This is a genomic window from Arthrobacter sp. NPDC090010, from assembly GCF_044748305.1.
Classification (GTDB): Bacteria; Actinomycetota; Actinomycetes; order Actinomycetales; family Micrococcaceae; genus Arthrobacter_E.
In genome coordinates this window covers 224579-241552 of the sequence record NZ_JBIVFT010000007.1, presented here as the reverse complement: position 1 = coordinate 241552, position 16974 = coordinate 224579, and the positions used below count along the sequence as shown (strand labels likewise).

Sequence of the window (16974 nt, the reverse complement as noted above, 5' to 3'; positions counted from 1 at the left end):
CGGCGCGAACGTCGGACTCGGAACCGCCCTAACCGGAGCCTTCCTCGTCCTAGGAGGAGCCGCACTGATGATCCTGCGCAAACGCCGCCAACACTAGGGCTCAACACCTATAGGGCATAGCGCAGCAGTACCCCAAGGGCCTCGTCTTCCCACCCCCCGTGGAAGACGAGGCCCTTGGCCTGTTAAGCACCCTGACAATTTCTGCGCCTCTGCCAGTCCCCGCGCCCAGCGGCTCCTGCACCCCTGTGGCTACCACTCAAAGGCCATTCAGGTGCAGGCCATCGGCATCGATGCCACCCTTCGGGACTCCCTGGATCAACGGGGTCCCAAAGACTTCACGGCATGTAGAGGGCCGGTTCCTCCCCCGCCGTCCACCGGCAGCGTGATGCCGGTGACCCATGCGGCGTCGTCCGAGCCGAGAAAAGCGATGGCCGCAGCAATGTCCTCCGGTTCACCGACCCGGCCCAGCGGGTAGAGGGGCGCCAGATGATCGGGGCCACCCTGCGCATCCCAGTACGGGGTCCTGACCGTTGCCGGAGCCACCACATTGATCCTGACGCCACGGGGCCCGAGCTCGACGGCCAGATTCTTCACCATGAGGCCGAGTCCGGCCTTCGCCGCCGAGTATGCCTCACCGCCCCACGCTTCGATTCCGTTGACGGAGCCCACCAATACCACCGACGACCCGGCTCTGAGATGCGGTGCCACGGCCCGAATGCAACGCATGGGCCCACTCAGGTTGAGATCCAGCGTGCGGTTCCATTCCTCGTCCTCCATGCCGTGCAGAAGATCGGGCTGAGGTACCGCACCTCCCGCCACGTTCACCAGGACATCAATCCCGCCAAAGAAATCGACGGCCGACTGCACGGCACCATCCACGGAGGCCCGGTCCGTCAGATCGCACGGCAGAGCACGGACTCTCGTCGGGTCGCCGAGCTCCTCTCCGACCCGTTCCACCCCCACCAGATCCCGGTCGGCGAGCGCAAGATTCGCACCTTCCTCAAACAGTCTGAGAGCGGTCGCCTTGCCGATCCCCCGGGCTGCTCCCGTCAGAAACACCACCCGTCCCGCATAACGATTCATGGTCATGACCTCACGCTAGGGCATGGTCATGGCGCGGGCCAGGGGGTGGACTTCCGTCGGGGCGGCCCGCACATCGGGGCTGGCACAAGCCAGTACCTGGGACCTCGGCCGCGGATGAGCGTGAGCACAGTCTGAGCGGTCGCCGTCCAGCGAGGCAGGGTCCAGCGCCGGAGCAGGGCTGCTTTCCGCCACCGGGCCGCGAGCTCCGGATCCTCTAGCCAGGCCGCCAGCGCCCCGGCCAAAGTGTCCGCTCCGCCGTCGAGATCCACAGCGGCGCCAGCGGCGCCCACTCCGAGCGCTTCCTCCGCCCCGGTCCCCCGACGGACGACCGCCGGAACCCCATGCGCCAGCGACTCCTGCACCGCCAGGCCGAAGCTCTCGCGCTCCGAGGCCAGGACGCTGAGGTCCGCGACGTGCCGATTCATCCGGCACCATTCGCTACCCGCCCTCCAGAACACACTGCTTCCTGCAGTTCACGGTCGAGTCATGATGTCGGATGCGTGACATCACGGGCGCGAAGAGCGCGACGGCGGCCAAGACCGCTCCGGTGACGATAAACGTCCCTCCGATGCCCCACAGCTCAATCAGTGACCCTCCTGCGAACATTCCTATGGCTGTGCCACTTTCCACGACCACCAGCTGACCGCTGAGGAGCGCGCCTCGGTCAGGTCCATCAGTGCGCTCGGCGATGAGGCGGGTGATGGTCGCGAACCCCACCGCAGCTCCCGCGCCACCCACGAACCCGCCGACGGCGTAGCCCCATTCCTGCGACCATATCCCCATGAACACCCACGCGGCACCGTTCACGGTCCATCCGAGCGCGGCCAGGGACAAGCTCGGAGAAACCCAGGGGAAGCGTCCGACGGTGAGCGTGGCGATGACGGCGCCGAGAGCGTAGCTGCTGAGCCCGATCGCATAGAAGTACCCCGGACGATGCTGCAGCTCCCCTTGGATGGCAAGGCCGAGCGAGAACGCGAACCAGGTCACGCCCGCCGTCGCACGGATCATCCATCCGGCCCGAATGTCCGGGTACCACCGCAGAAGGGTGCGCAGCTTCGGGGCGGACCCGGGCTGATGGTCCGTATTCGGGAAGCCGGAGCTGCGCACCGTCAGCGTCAGCAACGCGCCGACGCTGATCGCCGCGGCTTCCGCGAAGAGCAAAGCGATCCCGTTCCCCGCGGCGACGACGAGAGCCCCCACCGCCGGCCCGACGATGCTCGTGGCGCGTGATGCCGCCTCCTGCCAGGCGAGAATCCGGACCGGTGATCCCGTGCGTTTCTGTTCGAGATCAGCCAGCAGCGCTTGGCGTCCAGGGAGCGTCAAAGTACGGCCCGCACCGGATACCAGACCCGCCAGGACGAGAACAGCAGCGGTCAGATGTCCGGAAGTCGTGGCGACCGGCACCAGGAGCGCCCCGGCTGCTTCAACGAGAGTCAGGGCGGCGAGCAGCACTGGCCGGGCAGCGGCATGACGGAGCTTTCTCGCCCACCAGGGTGAAAGAAGCAGGGGAAGCGCCATGGCGCCGCTGACGACGCCGGTGAGCGCCGCAGACCCCGTCTCACCTAAGACGATGAGCGGCAAGGCGACAAACGCGGCCCGGGAACTCACGTCGATGATGACGGCGGCCGAGAAGAGCGTGACAGTTGCTCGGGGGGAGGACATGAATCCATCCTCGGCGGAGAACGGAACAAAGAGTAGGCGCTCATTCTGTCCGCGAAGACATAGCATTTGGCTATGGCCCTCAGACCGGATATTGATGACCTTGAGATGGTCTGGACCGTTTCCCAGGTCGGATCGATAGGCGCGGCCGCCCGGAGGCTGAGAATCTCCCAGGCGTCAGCGTCGGCACGTTTGACCCGGCTGGAACGGCGGCTGGGGGTTTGTCTTTTCACGCGAGGACCCCGTGGCGCCTCGCCCACGGCGGCGGGCTACGAGATGGCCAGGCGCGCCGAGCACATCCTGGGCCATCTCGACGGAATAGTCGATGACATCCGTTCTGCCACGGCCGATCCGCCCCTGAGGATCGGGTGCTTTCACGGACTCGCCGACAGTGTCCTGCCCCTCATCGATTCTCAAAGAAACGGGCGGACGGTCACCCAGGCGGTGGATCACGGGCTCACGCTCATCGACTGGGTCGCGGAGGGGATGCTCGACGCCGCCATCGTGTCGGTGGCCGGACAGCGCCGCCTTCCTGCCGACGTGACCGGCCACGACATCGGTCGCGATGAGATGGTGGTCCTCATCCCCGAGGGCGCGCCGAAACCGACCACCGGACGCCTGCCACTGTCCGGTTTGTCTCTGCCCACGGCAACGTACGATCTCAGGGATCACGACCTCACGGCACGGGTTGTCGCGCTCGGAGGCACTCCGCGGCTGGGGGCCACCGTGACGGGAACGATCCGCATGGCACGCCTCGCAGGTGAGCCCGCTATCATCCCCCGCAGTTCCGCCGTCGCCGAACGAATGCCCGGTGACAAGATCACGAGCCTCCCCTTCACCTGGAGTGTTCGCCTCAGCATGATCACACGACCGGAACCGGACGGAGCCTTGCTGCGCCTTGCCAAGATGCTGACATCCCGCCTGGAGCTGACGTCGCGCTCCAGTTGATGGCTCCTCACCTCAAAAGCACGTCTATCATTGGTTGCGATTTTTCGTAACCGATGATAGTTTTTGCGATGTTGACCCGCCACCGAACGGAGCGAACCCGATGCCTGAGATCAGTCAGTCACCGTCAACCGCGCTCGAAGATCTAGGGGCTCGCTGGTCCACGATCACCGCCGATCTGGAGGACCTGTTCACCATGCGTCGCGCACTCTTCGATCACGGGTATGCACTCGGGGTCGCCCCGCGAGATCTGAGCGATGCGGCCGGCGTCAGTGGAACGTTCCTTCGCAGCGACCTGGGTGCCGCACCGATATCCGGCTCAGGATCGACGGCGGAGAAACTGGATCTCCTGGAGAACCTTTTGACGGTGGCGAAGCGGATCACAGCCCTCCAGGCGGACAAGGCGGCCGTCCGGGAGCAGATCGACCAGGAGGTTGCCCGGCGCGTGGCGGGCGGAGATAACTGCACTACCGCCACGCTGGCCCAGGAATCCCAGCTCAGCACAGCGACGATCGACCGGATCCGCAAGGAGCTCAAGTCGTCCTGAGGAGTAGCCGCGCGAGTGACGTTGCCGGACATGGGCCGATGACGAGGCACACTTCGAACCGGAAACGACCGCCGGACTCCACTTATGGCCGCTCATGTCGACGTGCCGCGAAGGAGGCTACATGCCTCGCCATCCCAGTAGCCGGCTGATGAAGTTGCCCTTCCGTTCTCCCCGGCCCATCAGCCGGTCGTTGAGTGCCGGAGTGTCGGGAGGGAAGGTGTCACGGATGTTCTCACTGGCGAGCTTCGCGGGGCGTCCTGCCAGCACCGCGCTCTTGGCCGGCATCCATCCTGCGACCAAGAGATACCAACCGGTGGTCAACTGAGTGTCGCCGTCGGGAAGATCGATTTCGATGACGGCCTGACCATCGTCCAGCCAGCCGCGCCCGGACTCCACACGAGACAGGCGGACCACCCGAACCGAAGCGTCACCGTTCCAGACCGTGGCCATCCTCCACCGCCTTGCACGCTCAGCCTCACGACGCTCACGCACGTCGCCACGCCACCAGTGAAGGCACAAACCAAACACCAGCAGTGCTGCGGATCCCCACAGAACGACTTGGAACATCATCATCCCCACCGGCCCTTGTCCGGGCCACTCGCCACGACCGAGTGACCGGATCTCAGGGAAGTGCGCAGAGCACCGACGTTCGTGATCGGAGTCGCCATCCTCCCGTAGTACTTGGCGGCCATTTCGCCCGTCAACATCGCCATGGACCGTTCACCCATCATGGGGAAAAACCGACGGGAAAGCCAGAGACGCCGTCCCGCCGCCGAGACGGATCCGACGCAGGAGGGCGATCCGGGCTACGGATTCGGCGTGATGATGGTCAGCACGCCTTCTCCGGAACTCTCCGGGCTGGCGTAGTGGTGACGGTCGTCGCTGGTCCAGGTGAACGAGTTTCCCGCTTCGACGGTGACCGTCTTCCCGACCGGCCCGACCTCCAGGGAGCCTTCGGTGACCACCAGGTGTTCGACGACGCCGGGTCCGTGACCGGGCGAGGTGTGCGCCGCCCCCTTCGGGATCGCGATGATGAACACTTCGACCGTCTGTGTCGCATTCCGCCGGACGGACAACAGTGTCGTGCGCATGCCGCCGCTGGCCTCGGAGACCGCGCCGGGCGAGTCGCCCACGAGCGCGGTGAGTGGGACGTTGAGGGGAGCGCACAGGGAGTACAGCGTCTCGACGGTGGGGTTGCGCTTGCCCGATTCGATCTCGGACAGTGTGCCCTTGCCGATTCCCGCCTCCCGGGCGAGCTGGGTGAGCGTCATCCCCCGCGCCTCTCGCAAGGTCAGCACATTGCGGCCGATATTGAGCGATGTCATCTCATCATGCTACGTTCCACATATGGAACGTTCTGTAGATGGAACGCCCCGGTCTGCGCTTTCCACTCCGCTGACCGCAGGCGTGGTGTGCGCCGTCGTGGGATTCGCCGCCACCTTCTCCGTCGTGCTCGGAGGCCTCCAAGCCGTCGGCGCCACCCCCGGGCAAGCAACCTCCGGCCTCATCATGGTCACCCTCATGGTGGGGGCCGCATCCTTGCTGCTCTCCTGGCATCACAGGATCCCGCTGGTGGCCGCGTGGTCGACGCCGGGAGCGGCACTGCTCATGAGCGTGCACGGTATTCCCGGGGGCTGGCCCGGCGCGGTGGGTGCCTTCCTGGTCTGCGGGCTCCTGCTCACCCTGACGGGGCTGTGGCCGCTGCTCGCCTCCCTGGTCGGCAGAATTCCGCCTCACATCGCCCAGGCGGTTCTGGCCGGAGTCCTCCTCCCGCTGTGCGTGGCCCCTTTCAAGGAGCTGAACACCAGCCCCCTCACCGTCCTTCCGGTGCTCACGGCGTGGCTCCTGATCGGATGGTGGCGACCACGGTGGGCCGTGCCCGGCGCGCTCGTGGTCGCCGTCGTCGTGGTCGCGATCAGTGCCAGCGGATCAGCGGTGAACTTCAGCGGCTCGCAGTTCATCCCGCGCCTTGAGTTCGTCGCGCCGGTCTTCGACCTTCAGGCGATCGCCGGGATCGCCCTGCCGCTGTATTTCATCACGATGGCGTCCCAGAACATCCCGGGGGCGGCGATCATGGGCAGTTTCGGCTACCAGGTGCCCTGGCGTGCGGCGATCGTGACCACCGGTGCCGGAAGCCTGATCGCGGCGCCCTTCGGCGGACACGCCGTCAACCTCGCGGCCATCAGCGCTGCCCTGGCGGCCGGACCCGAAGCCGGACCACTGAACCGCCGATGGATCGCCGGAGTGTCGGCCGGCGTCACCTACATCCTGCTGGGGCTGGGGGCGGCAAGTCTGTCCGTCATCATGCTCGCCGCCCCGCCCGGGGTGCTTGCGGCACTGTCCGGTGTGGCCCTCATCGGGACCTTGGCATCTGCGATCGCCGGTGCGGTCGCAGACCGGGCCCACTGGGACTCGTCGAGCGTGACGTTCATCGTCGCCGCGTCAGGGTTCTCGGCCTGGGGCTTCAGCTCAGCGTGCTGGGCGCTGGCGGCCGGGCTCCTCGTGCAATTCCTGCGCACGCGTCACCGCCCGGCCACCGGCCCGACGCCGAGCGAAGCCCCTCTTCTCACCGGCAGCGAGAAGTAGGCTAACGCGGCAGCACCTGCACGACGGCGGGACGCGGCGCCCGCGCCTGGCCACGCTTGAGCTTCACCCCGGCGGGCACGTAGTCGGGGAAGTACGAGTGCGGCTCCTCCCAGCTGCCCTCCTCGCCCGGGTGCTGCACCGAGACGAACACCGTGCGATCGCGATCGTGGATGACGGGGCCGCAGGTCTCGGCGTCGCGGGGCACGGAGAGGAACTGCTCCACCTTGCCACGCTCCGGGCCCTCCAGGGTGACCTTGAAGAGACCGTCGTTGTAGCCGATGGTGCTGGGGGCGCCGTCGGTGGAGATCCAGAGATCGCCCACCGAGTCGAAGGCCACGTTGTCTGGGCAGGAGATCGGCGAGACCTTGTCCTTCGGGAACCCGGAGAAGTAGGTGGAGTCGTTCTTCGAGGGATCGCCGCAGACCAGGAGCAGGTTCCAGGCGAAACGCGTGGAGGTTTGGTCGCCTCGTTCCGTGATCTCGACGATGTGGCCGTCGCGGTTGAGGCTCCGCGGGTTGACCTCCGTGGGGCCTTCCTTGCCGGGCTTGCCGCGGTCCGAGTTGTTGGTGCAGGCCACGTAGATCTTGCCGGTGCGCAGGCTCGGCTGGACGTCCTCGCAGCGGTCCATCTTGGTGGGGCCGACCTTGTCGGCGGCCAGACGGGTGTGGACCAGGACCTCCTCGACGCTCATGCCGGGGACCGCGGACCGGCCGTCCACCACCAAGGGGAGCCATTCGCCGGAACCGTCGAAAGCGCCGTCGGCCGGGAGCTTGCCGGTGCCATCGATCTCGGCCGCCGGGGAGTCACCCGAGAAGCGTGCGACGTACAGGTCGCCCTCGATCAAGAGGGTCATGTTGTGGCGACGGTCGCCCTCACGGTACTTGCCCTTGGAGACGAACTTGTAGAGGTAGTCGAAGCGCTCGTCATCGCCCATGTAGGCGACCACGTGGCCGGAACGTGCCACGATCACGTTGGCGCCCTCGTGCTTGAAACGGCCCAGAGCGGAGTGCTTGCGCGGCGTCGATGTCGGGTCGAACGGGTCCACCTCCACAATCCAGCCGAAACGGTTGGCCTCGTTCTCGAAGCCGGGATTGCGGGTGTCGAAGCGGGGGTCGTCCTGCTCCCAGCCACGCGCTGTCGGCTTGGAGCCCAGGCCGTACCGCTTCTCCGCCGGGGAGACGCCGGGGGTGACGAAATAGCCGTTGAAGTTCTCCTCGCCGGAGAGGATGGTGCCCCACGGAGTAGTGCCGCCGGAGCAGTTGCCCAGGGTGCCCTCGATCCAGCGGCCTTCCGGGTCGCGGGAGGTCTTCACGAGCGGGCTGCCCGCAGCGGGGCCGGTCAGCTCGTACTTCGTGTCGATCAGGTAGCGGCGATTGCGGCGCGCGCCCTGGATGTAGTTCCACGGCTTGGCGGAGTTGCGGCGCTCCAGCTCCACGACGCTCAGACCGTGGGCGGCGCGTCCGATCGCACGGGCCTCGGCGGCCGGCGTCTCGGGGGAGAACATGATGTTCTCATTGGTGTACTCGTGATTGGCGAACAGGAGCGCGCGGCGGCCGTTGCTGCCCGGCACCGAGATGATGTCTGAGTAGTCGTTGTTGTAGCCGAACTGCCGCGCCTGGGCCGCCGCGGTCTGGCGGTTCACATCGAACGCCGGGGCATCCTTGAACAGCGGGTCACCCCAGCGGATCACGGGCCGCCAGGTGAAGCCGCGCGGCACCGTGAACTCGTCGACGGCGGCGTCGACGGGCTTGATGGCGCTGAAGCGCAGGTGAGACTTGCCGTAGCCGGCCTTCGCTGCCGGTACCAGACCCGAGGACGCCTCGGCGGGAGCTGCGCCGTTAACGGCACTGCCGAAGACGACGGCGAGCGCACCGGCGGCACCCAGGCCCAGGGCAGAGCGGCGGGACATCGCGGAGGACGCGATGTCCCGGAAGTAGTCATTGCGGCTGGTGTTGCAGACCTCGCCAGAGCAGGCGTTGTCGCACTTCAGGGCGCAGGTGATGGGGCTTCGCTTGCCGCGGGCGTGGCCCGCCATCGGCAGGAGCTCCAGGAAGCGGGTACGGCTTTCGGACACGACGGTACCTCCGGGTTTCTGAGTGTTCCCTCGGAGAATTCCATCGGAGTTCAAACTGCCCGCCAGCGCCCCGTGAACAGCCGGTGAACGCGGTTGGTCCCTCAGGCTTGGGTCGCGGGCCCCGACGCTGCCGCCTCTCAGCCCAGCAGGGCGTGGCAGCGGGCCAGTCGGTCGAGCCACCACTTCTCGCGGTCCGGGGATGCCCGGTGGCGGTCCAGGAGGTCCGGGTCGGGTTCCACCGGCCCGACCCGGAGCACCCCTTCCCTCGGCGTCAGCGCATCCCGGACCACGTCCTCCCGGAACAGGCTGACCGTCCCGAGCCCGCACGCGAATGGCAGCTCCGGCAGTGCGGCAGCAAGAGCCAGACCCGCACTGATCCCCACCGAAGTGTCCAGCGCAGAGCTGACGACGGCGGGGAGCCCCGCCTCACGGACCAGCTCCACGGCTCGTCGCACTCCCCCGAGCGGTGCGGCCTTGACCACGATCAGATCGGCGGCGCCTGCCCGGGCCACCTTCAAAGGATCCTCCGCCTTACGGACGCTCTCATCGGCTGCGATGCGTACCAGCCCGGCAAGCCGGACACGGACCTCCGCGAGACCGTCGATGTGCGGAACCGGCTGTTCGGCGTATTCGAGCCCGATCTCGGCCAGGCGCCTCAATTGGCTGACCGCGAGGGGCACATCCCAGCCACCATTGGCGTCGACCCTGATGGTGGAGTCTCTGAGACCGGACGAGTCCAGAGCGCGCCGGACAGCCTGCACTCGTGCCAGGTCCTCCTCGGCTTCCTGCCCAGGCTCGGCCACTTTGACCTTCACCGCAGGGACCTCGCCGAACCGTTCCAGGAGCGCTGGAACCTGCTCGGGACTGATCGCAGGAACGGTCGCATTGACCGGAATACTGTCCCGCAGCGGTGCTGGGAAACCGAGCCAGCTGGCCTCCAGGCCGCACGCGAGCCAGCGGGACGACTCGACGTCGTCGTACTCCAGGAAGGGGCCGAACTCCCCCCAGCCTGCGGGACCGCGGAACACGACCATCTCCCGATGTGTCACCCCGCGGAACTTCACCATCAGGGGCAGGCTCACCACCCGGGCGGTGGCCAGCAGTTCGTCGAGAGACGGCAAGACCGCCGCCGGTGAGGGATGAGAGTCCATGCCACCAGCGTAGCGAGAGGACTCGCACCGATCACCGGGTCCATCGTCTCGCTAAACTTGTCAGGAGCCCCGTCCGCTGGAGGGCGGGCCGGAGCCAAGGACGGATCGGGAATGCAGCGCAAGGCGACCGCACAGGATGTGGCCAAACTCGCCGGGGTTTCCCGCAGCGCCGTCTCTCTGGTTCTCAACGGGCACGGCGATGGCAACATCGCCAGCGAGAGCCAGGTCCGGATCCGTCAGGCCGCCAAAGACCTCAACTACAAACCCAATGCGGTGGCCCTCAGTCTGCGCAATCAGCAGACGCGGATCATCGGCATCGTCTCGGACCGCGTGATCTCCGGCCCCGTGGACGGCAACATCATTGCCGGCGCGGACGCCGTGGCCCGCGCCAGGGGCTTCGTGACGCTCGGTCTGGACACGGAACAGGATGAACAGCGGGATGCGAGCGCCGTGGAGACGCTCCTGGACCGTCATGTCGACGCCCTCATGTACGTGACGGTCGGCCTACGGGAACTCAGAGTGCCGGCCGGCATGGAGAAGGCGCCTGCCATCCTGGCCAATTGCTTCGACTCCCGTGGCCCTGGGCATTTGGGCAATGTCATCCCCGACGAGGTCTGGGGCGGCGCCGAAGCCCTCCGTCATGTGCTGGCCGCCGGACACCGAAGGCTCGGCTTCCTGACGGGTCCTCTGGATCATCCAGCCGTTCAGCACCGCTTGGAGGGGTACCGTCAGGCGATGGCGGAGGCGGGTCTGCCGTTCCCCGACGGGGCCGTTCTGCCGGTCGGATGGGACATCGCGGACGGTTTCGCCGCGGCTTCCACCGCTCTGGCGGCACCCGCAGGTGAACGACCGACCGCACTCCTGTGTGCCAACGACCGCTGCGCCGTCGGTGCCGTGCTGGCCGCCCGGGGCCTGGGACTCCAGGTACCCGGCGATGTCTCGATCGTGGGCTACGACGACGAAGAGCGCGTTGCCGACACCATGGTCCCGACGCTCAGCACCATGGCGCTCCCGCTGCGGGAGATCGGTGCCGCAGCCATGACGAGGATCCTGGCATCCCTCCCCCGGGCGGCCCGCAAGGCGACGGCAGGTCAGCAGCCGGACCGCACCATCCTGGAGGGTGAGGAATTGATCCGGGGCCGCTTCGTGGACAGAGCGTCCCTGGGACCGGTACCGGCATCCTGAGCTACCGGCACGTCGTCACCACACCAACCCCGCGCAAGACGCCACGCAAAACACCGCCGAGTTCGTGGCTTTCGCATGAAACCGTGGGTTAAATCCACGAACTCAGCGGAAAGTCACGAACTCGGCGGCCAGCGCCAGGCTGTGCCGTCTGTCTCTCCCGGCGTTTTCCGCCCCGGAGAGCGGGAACCGCTCAGCTTCCTGTGAAACGCTGAGGTACATGGCACCACTCAGCACCACCGACCACTCCAGGACGCGGTCCGGCCGCGGCGCCGCCTGGCGGCCGCTGGCCCTGGCCTTCGGCGCGATCCTGAGCGCCCTGGGGACCCTGTGGGTCTACCACTTCTTCGTCCGCACCACACAGGGCCAGTCCCTTGACGCCGAGGCGCTCTCGCAAGCCTCCACCATGGCCGGTGGACGTCTCGACAAAGCCACCAGCGCGGTTCTCGACGCCCTGCCGACGGCATCACTCGTGGCCGCCGCAGTAGTGGTCGGGCTCGTGGCCATCTTCGGCAAGCGGTGGTTTCCCGCACTCTGGGCAGTGGTGGCGGCCGTCGCGGCCAATCTCGCGACTCAGATCTTGAAGAATTCAGTGTTCGACCGCCCTGACCTGGGCGTTGATTCACCTCTCGGCAATTCGCTCCCCTCCGGGCACACGACCATTGCGGCGAGCGCCGCCGCGGCCGTTACCCTGGCCGTCGCGCCGCGCTGGCGGCCGCTCGCGGCCGCACTCGGCGGAACTTTCGCGTTCATCTCGGGCGCGTCCACAGTGGTCAATCTCTGGCACCGGCCCGCCGACGTCGTCGCGGCGCTCCTCGTGGTGGGCTGCGTCTCAGCGCTGGCCGCGATCCCCATCGCGATCCAAGAGCGGCACTCGACGGCACGAACGGACGACGGCGCGGCACGCGTGATCTCGCACAGGGGCTTCTGGGCGTCCCTCAGCGGCGCCCTCGCGATCATCTTGGCGATCGCCGTCGTCGTGCTCCCGCTGCTGCCCGCCGGATCACTGAGCCTCACCGGAAGCGAAGGCGTGGACACACGCACCTTCTGGTCTGGCGTCGCGCTGATCGGCGCCACCGCCTACGGCATCTCCTGGCTCGGGATCCTGGTCCTCGGGCGTTCCCGGCGCTGAGACCGGAACGAGGAGACGAACAGCGGTCAGGGCAGCAATCCGCTTTCACCGAGAGCCTTCTGAAGACGACGGACGTCGTCACCTTCGAGAATTCGGAGCGGCTGCGGCAGCACCGGTGCCTCGGCGTGCCCAAGCAGCATCGCGGCGGTCGCGATCACGCGCAGACTGCCATGCTCCCGGAACAGGTTCCACAAGGGCGCCAGGGCATCCGAACGCTTCCGAGCGTCGACTCTCCGGCCCGCGAGTGCAGCGTCGCCAAGAAGTACGGAAATCTCAGGGAACAGCCCTGCCAGGACCGAGAACCACAGCTCGCACCCCGCGTCGAGCGCTTCGGCCGCAATCCAATCGCCACTGATTCCCAAGGCCACGCTGTCCGGCAGAAGGGCCCGAAGCCGCCCGACGCGCTCCGCGGTGATCCCCGCCGTCCCGGGCGGGATCTTGACGGCCGCCACTCGGGGCAACTCCGCGACGCGGACGTGGAACTCCTCACTGAACGTGAACCCCGTGGTTCCAGGATTGTCGTACACGACCACGGGGCGTTCCACCTCCGCTGTCACGGCCTTGAACAGATGAAAGACCTCAGACTCCGTGAGCCGGTGGTAAGAGACCGGGGCCAGGAGAAGCGCCGCTGCACCGGCTTCCTGGGCGTCCGCGGCGTACTGCAGGACATCGCGCGTCCGTAGCGCACCAATCCCGGCGAGCACGGGGATGTCACCGGAGGCATCGACTGCGGCCCGGAGTGCACTCGCGCGCTCCCCTCGGTCGAGATAGGGGTACATGCCGGTGGAACCGAGGACACCGATGGATTCGACGTTCGCTCCGGCCGCCCTCGCCACGAGGGAAGCCAGGGCTTCCACGTCAACGGCTTCTCGCCGCATGGGGGTCAGGGGAAACGCGCAGACGCCAGTGAACATGATCTCCTCCGTGCCGCGGGCCGGATCACCCGCCAGAGTTCAGGGTGTCAGCTTCCTCCCCTGACCGCCACACCCAGGCGTAGGCTCGGCGTGACGACCGGATCTCCGGCTCACGGAACCGCACGGAACAAGGAGTGAAAGCCATGAAGTACCTGATCTCTTTCCCCAGCGCTGCCATGCCCGTGCCTCCAGAGGGGCTGCAGGAGGTGGCAGACGCTGCGCACGCGGTGGTTCAGGAAGCCAAGGACGCCGGTGTGTGGGTGTTCGGCGGCGGGATCGATGAAAGCATCGCCCCGGTCCTGGTGGAGGGCGATGGCACCGTGACCGAGGGGACTTACCCGCAGACCCGGCAGATCGAAGGCGGCTACACCGTCCTGGAGGTACCGTCCCGTGACGCCGCCCTCGAGTGGGCGGCGAAGATCGCGGTCGCCTGCCGTTGCGCGCAGGAAGTCAGGGCATTCCAGTACGACCCCGCCAGCTGAGGTGAAGCTCTGGCCTACCTCGCCGCACTCCGTCCGAGCAGATGTTCCACCGCTTCGAGGAAGTGCTCGCGCCGTCCCGTGACGCCTTCCCACCGAACCAGCGCCTGCGCATTGAGTCCGTCGATCATCCCGAGAATCTGCCAGGCGGCCGCCGCCGGATCAGCCACGGAATAGATCCCCGCCTCCAGACCATCCTCGATCCCCTCGCGCAGCATCTCCTGCCAGGCATCCATTTCGGTTCGCACCGTCCCGGCCAGAGTCTCGTTCCGGCGGCCCAGCCCCCAGGCTTCCACCCACACCGCGGTGACGGGCAACCGCTCAGGGTCCAGGGAACTCCCCAGCAGTCCGCTCAGCCTGCCCGCGACGTCGTCCGCCGCGTCCCGTGCGGCGACCACCTCGGCACGGTCCTGCGCGGCGATGCGCGCAAAAGTCGCAGCCACGAATTCCTCGATGCGAGGCTCGTAATGCGCCACCAGGCCTGAGGCCACACCGAGCTGCCGCGCCACCCGGCGCAGCGTGATGGCGGCAAGGCCCTCCTCGAGAGCAACGTCCACGGCGGCATCCCGGATCTCCTGATGTCGCGCCTGGGGACTCTTACGCGTCGTGCTCTTGCGGCCGCCGGCGGTGCGCGACAGAGCCTCCGCGGATCGCACGGGGGCTTCGGCAGGAATTTTCGTTGACATGGTGGCTTCAGTCTAGCTACCGTGGACACAATTGATCATGCGATCAACAAAGAATGAGCAGCCGGTCCGTACGCAGCGTGGCGAACGGACCAGGCCACAACCCAGCTAAGGGAGACACCATGGCCCGCATCGACGTCGTCGAAGCCTCCATCGCGCAGCTGCGCGCCGCGCTCGAGTCCGGCGAGACCACCGCCGTCGAACTCCTGGACGCCTATCTGGCCCGCATCGAGGCTTACGACGGCGAGCTCAACGCCCTGGTGGTCATGAACCCCGCCGCCCGGGCGGACGCAGAAGCCTCGGACGCCCGCCGGGCGGCCGGGACCACGCTCGGCCCGCTGGACGGCATCCCGTACACGGCCAAGGACTCATACCTGGCCAAGGACCTCACGGCGGCGGCCGGCTCCCCCGCGTTCAAGGACCTGATGGCCCAGAAGGACGCCTTCACCATCGAACGCCTGCGCGGCGCCGGAGCCGTCCTCATCGGCCTGACCAATATGCCGCCCATGGCCAACGGCGGCATGCAGCGCGGTGTCTACGGCCGCGCCGAAAGCCCCTACAACGGCGATTTCCTGACCGCAGCCTTCGGCTCCGGCTCCTCCAACGGCTCCGGCACGGCCACTGCGGCCAGCTTCGCGGCGTTCGGCCTGGGCGAGGAGACCTGGTCCAGCGGCCGCGCCCCGGCGTCGAACAACGCGCTCTGCGCCTACACCCCCTCCCGTGGCGTCATCTCGGTCCGCGGCAACTGGCCTCTGGTCCCCACCATGGACGTGGTGGTCCCGCACACGCGCAGCATGGATGATCTGCTGGAAGTCCTGGACGTGATCGTGGCGAACGACGCCGAAACTCGCGGCGACTTCTGGCGCGTGCAGGAATTCGTGGACATCCCGGCCTCCTCCACGGTCCGCCCCGACTCCTACCCGGCGCTGGTGCCCGTCCGCGGCGAGCGCGCGGAGCTGCTGCGCGGCAAGCGCTTCGGGGCGCCGAAGATGTACCTCAACCAGGACGACGACGCCGGAACGCTGGCACCCGGGGAGGACCCCTCCGCGCGGGGCATCGGCGGCCCGACCGGGCAGCGCATCGAGACACGCGCCTCCGTGATCGCCCTCTGGGAAGCGGCCCGCCGGGATCTCGAAGCCGCGGGCGCCGAGGTGGTCGAGGTCGACTTCCCTGTGGTCTCCAACTACGAGTCGGACCGCCCCGGCACACCGAGCATCAAGACCCGCGGCTTCGTCTCTCCGGAGTTCCTGCAGGAGGAGATCATGGACCTGTCAGCCTGGAGCTGGGACGATTTCCTGGGCGCCAACGGCGATCCGGCATTGGACAGCCTGCTCCAGGTGGACGGCGCCTCGATCTTCCCGCACCCCGAAGGCGCACTGCCGGACCGCTACACCGGTTTCGACGACGATATCGCCGAGTACCCGGGCGTGGTCGCGGAGCGCCCCATCACCCACCCGCGCGAGCTGTACACCATGGAATCCGGGCTGCTGGGGCTGGAGAAGACCCGCCGCGTGGACTTGGAGGAATGGATGGACGGCCTGGGCCTGGACGCCGTGATCCTGCCGGCCGCGGCCGACGTCGGACCCGCCGACATGGACGTGCGCGAGGAGTCCGCGGACCTCGGCTGGCGCAATGGAGTGTGGGTCTCCAATGGCAATCTGGTGCCGCGTCACCTCGGCATCCCCACGGTCACGGTCCCGATGGGCACCATGGCGGACATCGGCATGCCCGTGGGCCTGAGTTTCTGGGGCAAGGCCTACTCGGACAACGAACTCCTGGCCCTCGCCGCGGCGTTCGAAGCCACCGGCGAGCGCCGCACCGAGCCCACCCGCACCCCGCGCCTGGGCTGAGGGCTGAGCTGAGAGCGAGATGGGGGCGGCAATCGGATCGGGCGGCAGCTCGGCAATTCGGCAGCTCGCTCCCGCCGAGTTCGTGGGTTCCGGGTGAGTTCGTGGATTGTTCCCACGAACTCACCCGGAACCCACGAACTCAGCCGGAATCCACGAACTCAGGGCAGGGCCTGACGTCCGGGCTCTTCCAACTCCTCGGCGTAGGCCGTCACGGCTCGCGAGTACAGCGGGAGCGTCGGTGCGAGCGCAGTCAGGGCGACCTGCAGGGCCTCCCGGGATCGCCCGATGTCGAACAACGCCAAAGCGAGAAATGCCTGCGACGCCGAGCCGGTCGTCGCGTCGTCCGAGAAGGCCTCCAGAAGGCTCACGGCTTCCGTCGCACGACCGACGTTCCGCAGAGAACTGGCCAGCTGGATGACCGCCTGCGGCCGGCGTTCACCGTCCAGGCCGCCGTCGAGCGCCGCCTGATACAACGGGATGGCCTGGTTTTCGTGGCCCAGGAAGTCGTGGACCGAGGCCAGTTCGTACAACGCGCCAGGGTCACCCTCCGGACGCTCCCGGGCGAGGTTCGTCATCCGGGCGATGAGGCCTTCCGGATCACGTCCGTCGGTTTCATTCCAGAACGACTCGATCCGCCGGTCCCATGATTCGTCCATCCACGTAGTCTGACAGACCGAGTTCGTGGGTTC

The 16974-nt window shown here is 67.5% G+C and carries 17 protein-coding genes; 7 read left to right on the top strand and 10 right to left on the bottom strand.

Going from position 1 to position 16974, the window contains the following annotated elements; genetic code table 11:
- Window positions 1-315: 315 nt before the first annotated feature.
- From ACIPXZ_RS12430 to ACIPXZ_RS12420, 3 genes are read right to left on the bottom strand one after another with little or no spacing between them, the layout of a single operon-like run.
- On the bottom strand, window positions 316-1089 hold the full coding sequence (locus ACIPXZ_RS12430; RefSeq protein WP_400594579.1) for an SDR family NAD(P)-dependent oxidoreductase: 774 nt from the start codon (window positions 1087-1089) through the stop codon (window positions 316-318).
- Window positions 1090-1109: 20 nt separating this feature from the next.
- Complete coding sequence (locus tag ACIPXZ_RS12425) at window positions 1110-1508, bottom strand: glycosyltransferase (protein ID WP_400594576.1); 399 nt, start codon at window positions 1506-1508, stop codon at window positions 1110-1112.
- 13 nt (window positions 1509-1521) lie between these two features.
- Window positions 1522-2745, bottom strand: a complete 1224-nt coding sequence (locus ACIPXZ_RS12420; protein WP_400594573.1) for a hypothetical protein — start codon at window positions 2743-2745, stop codon at window positions 1522-1524.
- A gap of 72 nt (window positions 2746-2817) precedes the next feature.
- Here ACIPXZ_RS12420 and ACIPXZ_RS12415 point away from each other — a divergent pair, with 72 nt between their 5' ends.
- Window positions 2818-3690, top strand: coding sequence for a LysR family transcriptional regulator (locus tag ACIPXZ_RS12415; protein WP_400594570.1), 873 nt, complete (start codon window positions 2818-2820; stop codon window positions 3688-3690).
- A gap of 100 nt (window positions 3691-3790) precedes the next feature.
- Window positions 3791-4234, top strand: a complete 444-nt coding sequence (locus ACIPXZ_RS12410; protein ID WP_400594567.1) for a hypothetical protein — start codon at window positions 3791-3793, stop codon at window positions 4232-4234.
- 117 nt (window positions 4235-4351) lie between these two features.
- On the opposite strand, the gene ACIPXZ_RS12405 is transcribed toward ACIPXZ_RS12410, so the two are convergent.
- Both ACIPXZ_RS12405 and ACIPXZ_RS12400 read right to left on the bottom strand, forming a co-directional pair.
- Complete coding sequence (locus ACIPXZ_RS12405; protein WP_400594564.1) at window positions 4352-4684, bottom strand: hypothetical protein; 333 nt, start codon at window positions 4682-4684, stop codon at window positions 4352-4354.
- Window positions 4685-5040: 356 nt separating this feature from the next.
- The gene (locus tag ACIPXZ_RS12400) at window positions 5041-5559 is read right to left on the bottom strand and encodes a helix-turn-helix domain-containing protein (protein ID WP_400594561.1); all 519 of its coding nucleotides are present in this window, start codon (window positions 5557-5559) and stop codon (window positions 5041-5043) included.
- Window positions 5560-5581: 22 nt separating this feature from the next.
- Between ACIPXZ_RS12400 and ACIPXZ_RS12395 the strand changes: the two genes are divergently transcribed.
- Window positions 5582-6820 (top strand): benzoate/H(+) symporter BenE family transporter, encoded by a 1239-nt coding sequence (locus ACIPXZ_RS12395; protein ID WP_400594558.1) that lies wholly within the window; start codon window positions 5582-5584, stop codon window positions 6818-6820.
- A 1-nt stretch (window position 6821) separates the two neighbouring features.
- Here ACIPXZ_RS12395 and ACIPXZ_RS12390 read toward each other — a convergent pair whose 3' ends face one another.
- Window positions 6822-8855, bottom strand: coding sequence for a PhoX family protein (locus ACIPXZ_RS12390; RefSeq protein WP_400594593.1), 2034 nt, complete (start codon window positions 8853-8855; stop codon window positions 6822-6824).
- 176 nt (window positions 8856-9031) lie between these two features.
- Entirely contained in the window at window positions 9032-10045 is a 1014-nt protein-coding gene (locus ACIPXZ_RS12385) for an o-succinylbenzoate synthase (protein WP_400594556.1), read from the bottom strand.
- 111 nt (window positions 10046-10156) lie between these two features.
- Between ACIPXZ_RS12385 and ACIPXZ_RS12380 the strand changes: the two genes are divergently transcribed.
- A complete protein-coding gene (locus ACIPXZ_RS12380; protein WP_400594553.1) occupies window positions 10157-11230 on the top strand; it encodes a LacI family DNA-binding transcriptional regulator in 1074 nt (357 codons plus the stop codon).
- 217 nt (window positions 11231-11447) lie between these two features.
- Window positions 11448-12359 carry a phosphatase PAP2 family protein gene (locus ACIPXZ_RS12375; RefSeq protein ID WP_400594550.1) on the top strand — a complete coding sequence of 304 codons (912 nt, stop codon included), beginning with the start codon at window positions 11448-11450 and terminating at the stop codon, window positions 12357-12359.
- 26 nt (window positions 12360-12385) lie between these two features.
- On the opposite strand, the gene ACIPXZ_RS12370 is transcribed toward ACIPXZ_RS12375, so the two are convergent.
- Window positions 12386-13273, bottom strand: a complete 888-nt coding sequence (locus ACIPXZ_RS12370) for a dihydrodipicolinate synthase family protein (protein WP_400594547.1) — start codon at window positions 13271-13273, stop codon at window positions 12386-12388.
- 143 nt (window positions 13274-13416) lie between these two features.
- Between ACIPXZ_RS12370 and ACIPXZ_RS12365 the strand changes: the two genes are divergently transcribed.
- On the top strand, window positions 13417-13755 hold the full coding sequence (locus ACIPXZ_RS12365; RefSeq protein WP_400594544.1) for a YciI family protein: 339 nt from the start codon (window positions 13417-13419) through the stop codon (window positions 13753-13755).
- Between the two features lie 14 nt (window positions 13756-13769).
- Here the strand turns inward: ACIPXZ_RS12365 and ACIPXZ_RS12360 are convergent, their stop codons facing one another.
- A complete protein-coding gene (locus ACIPXZ_RS12360) occupies window positions 13770-14438 on the bottom strand; it encodes a TetR family transcriptional regulator C-terminal domain-containing protein (protein ID WP_400594541.1) in 669 nt (222 codons plus the stop codon).
- 119 nt (window positions 14439-14557) lie between these two features.
- On the opposite strand from ACIPXZ_RS12360, the gene ACIPXZ_RS12355 reads away from it, so the two are divergent.
- Window positions 14558-16285: an amidase gene (locus tag ACIPXZ_RS12355; protein WP_400594538.1), complete on the top strand. Its 1728-nt coding sequence runs from the start codon at window positions 14558-14560 to the stop codon at window positions 16283-16285.
- Between the two features lie 158 nt (window positions 16286-16443).
- Here the strand turns inward: ACIPXZ_RS12355 and ACIPXZ_RS12350 are convergent, their stop codons facing one another.
- A complete protein-coding gene (locus ACIPXZ_RS12350) occupies window positions 16444-16941 on the bottom strand; it encodes a tetratricopeptide repeat protein (protein ID WP_400594535.1) in 498 nt (165 codons plus the stop codon).
- Window positions 16942-16974: the final 33 nt, after the last annotated feature.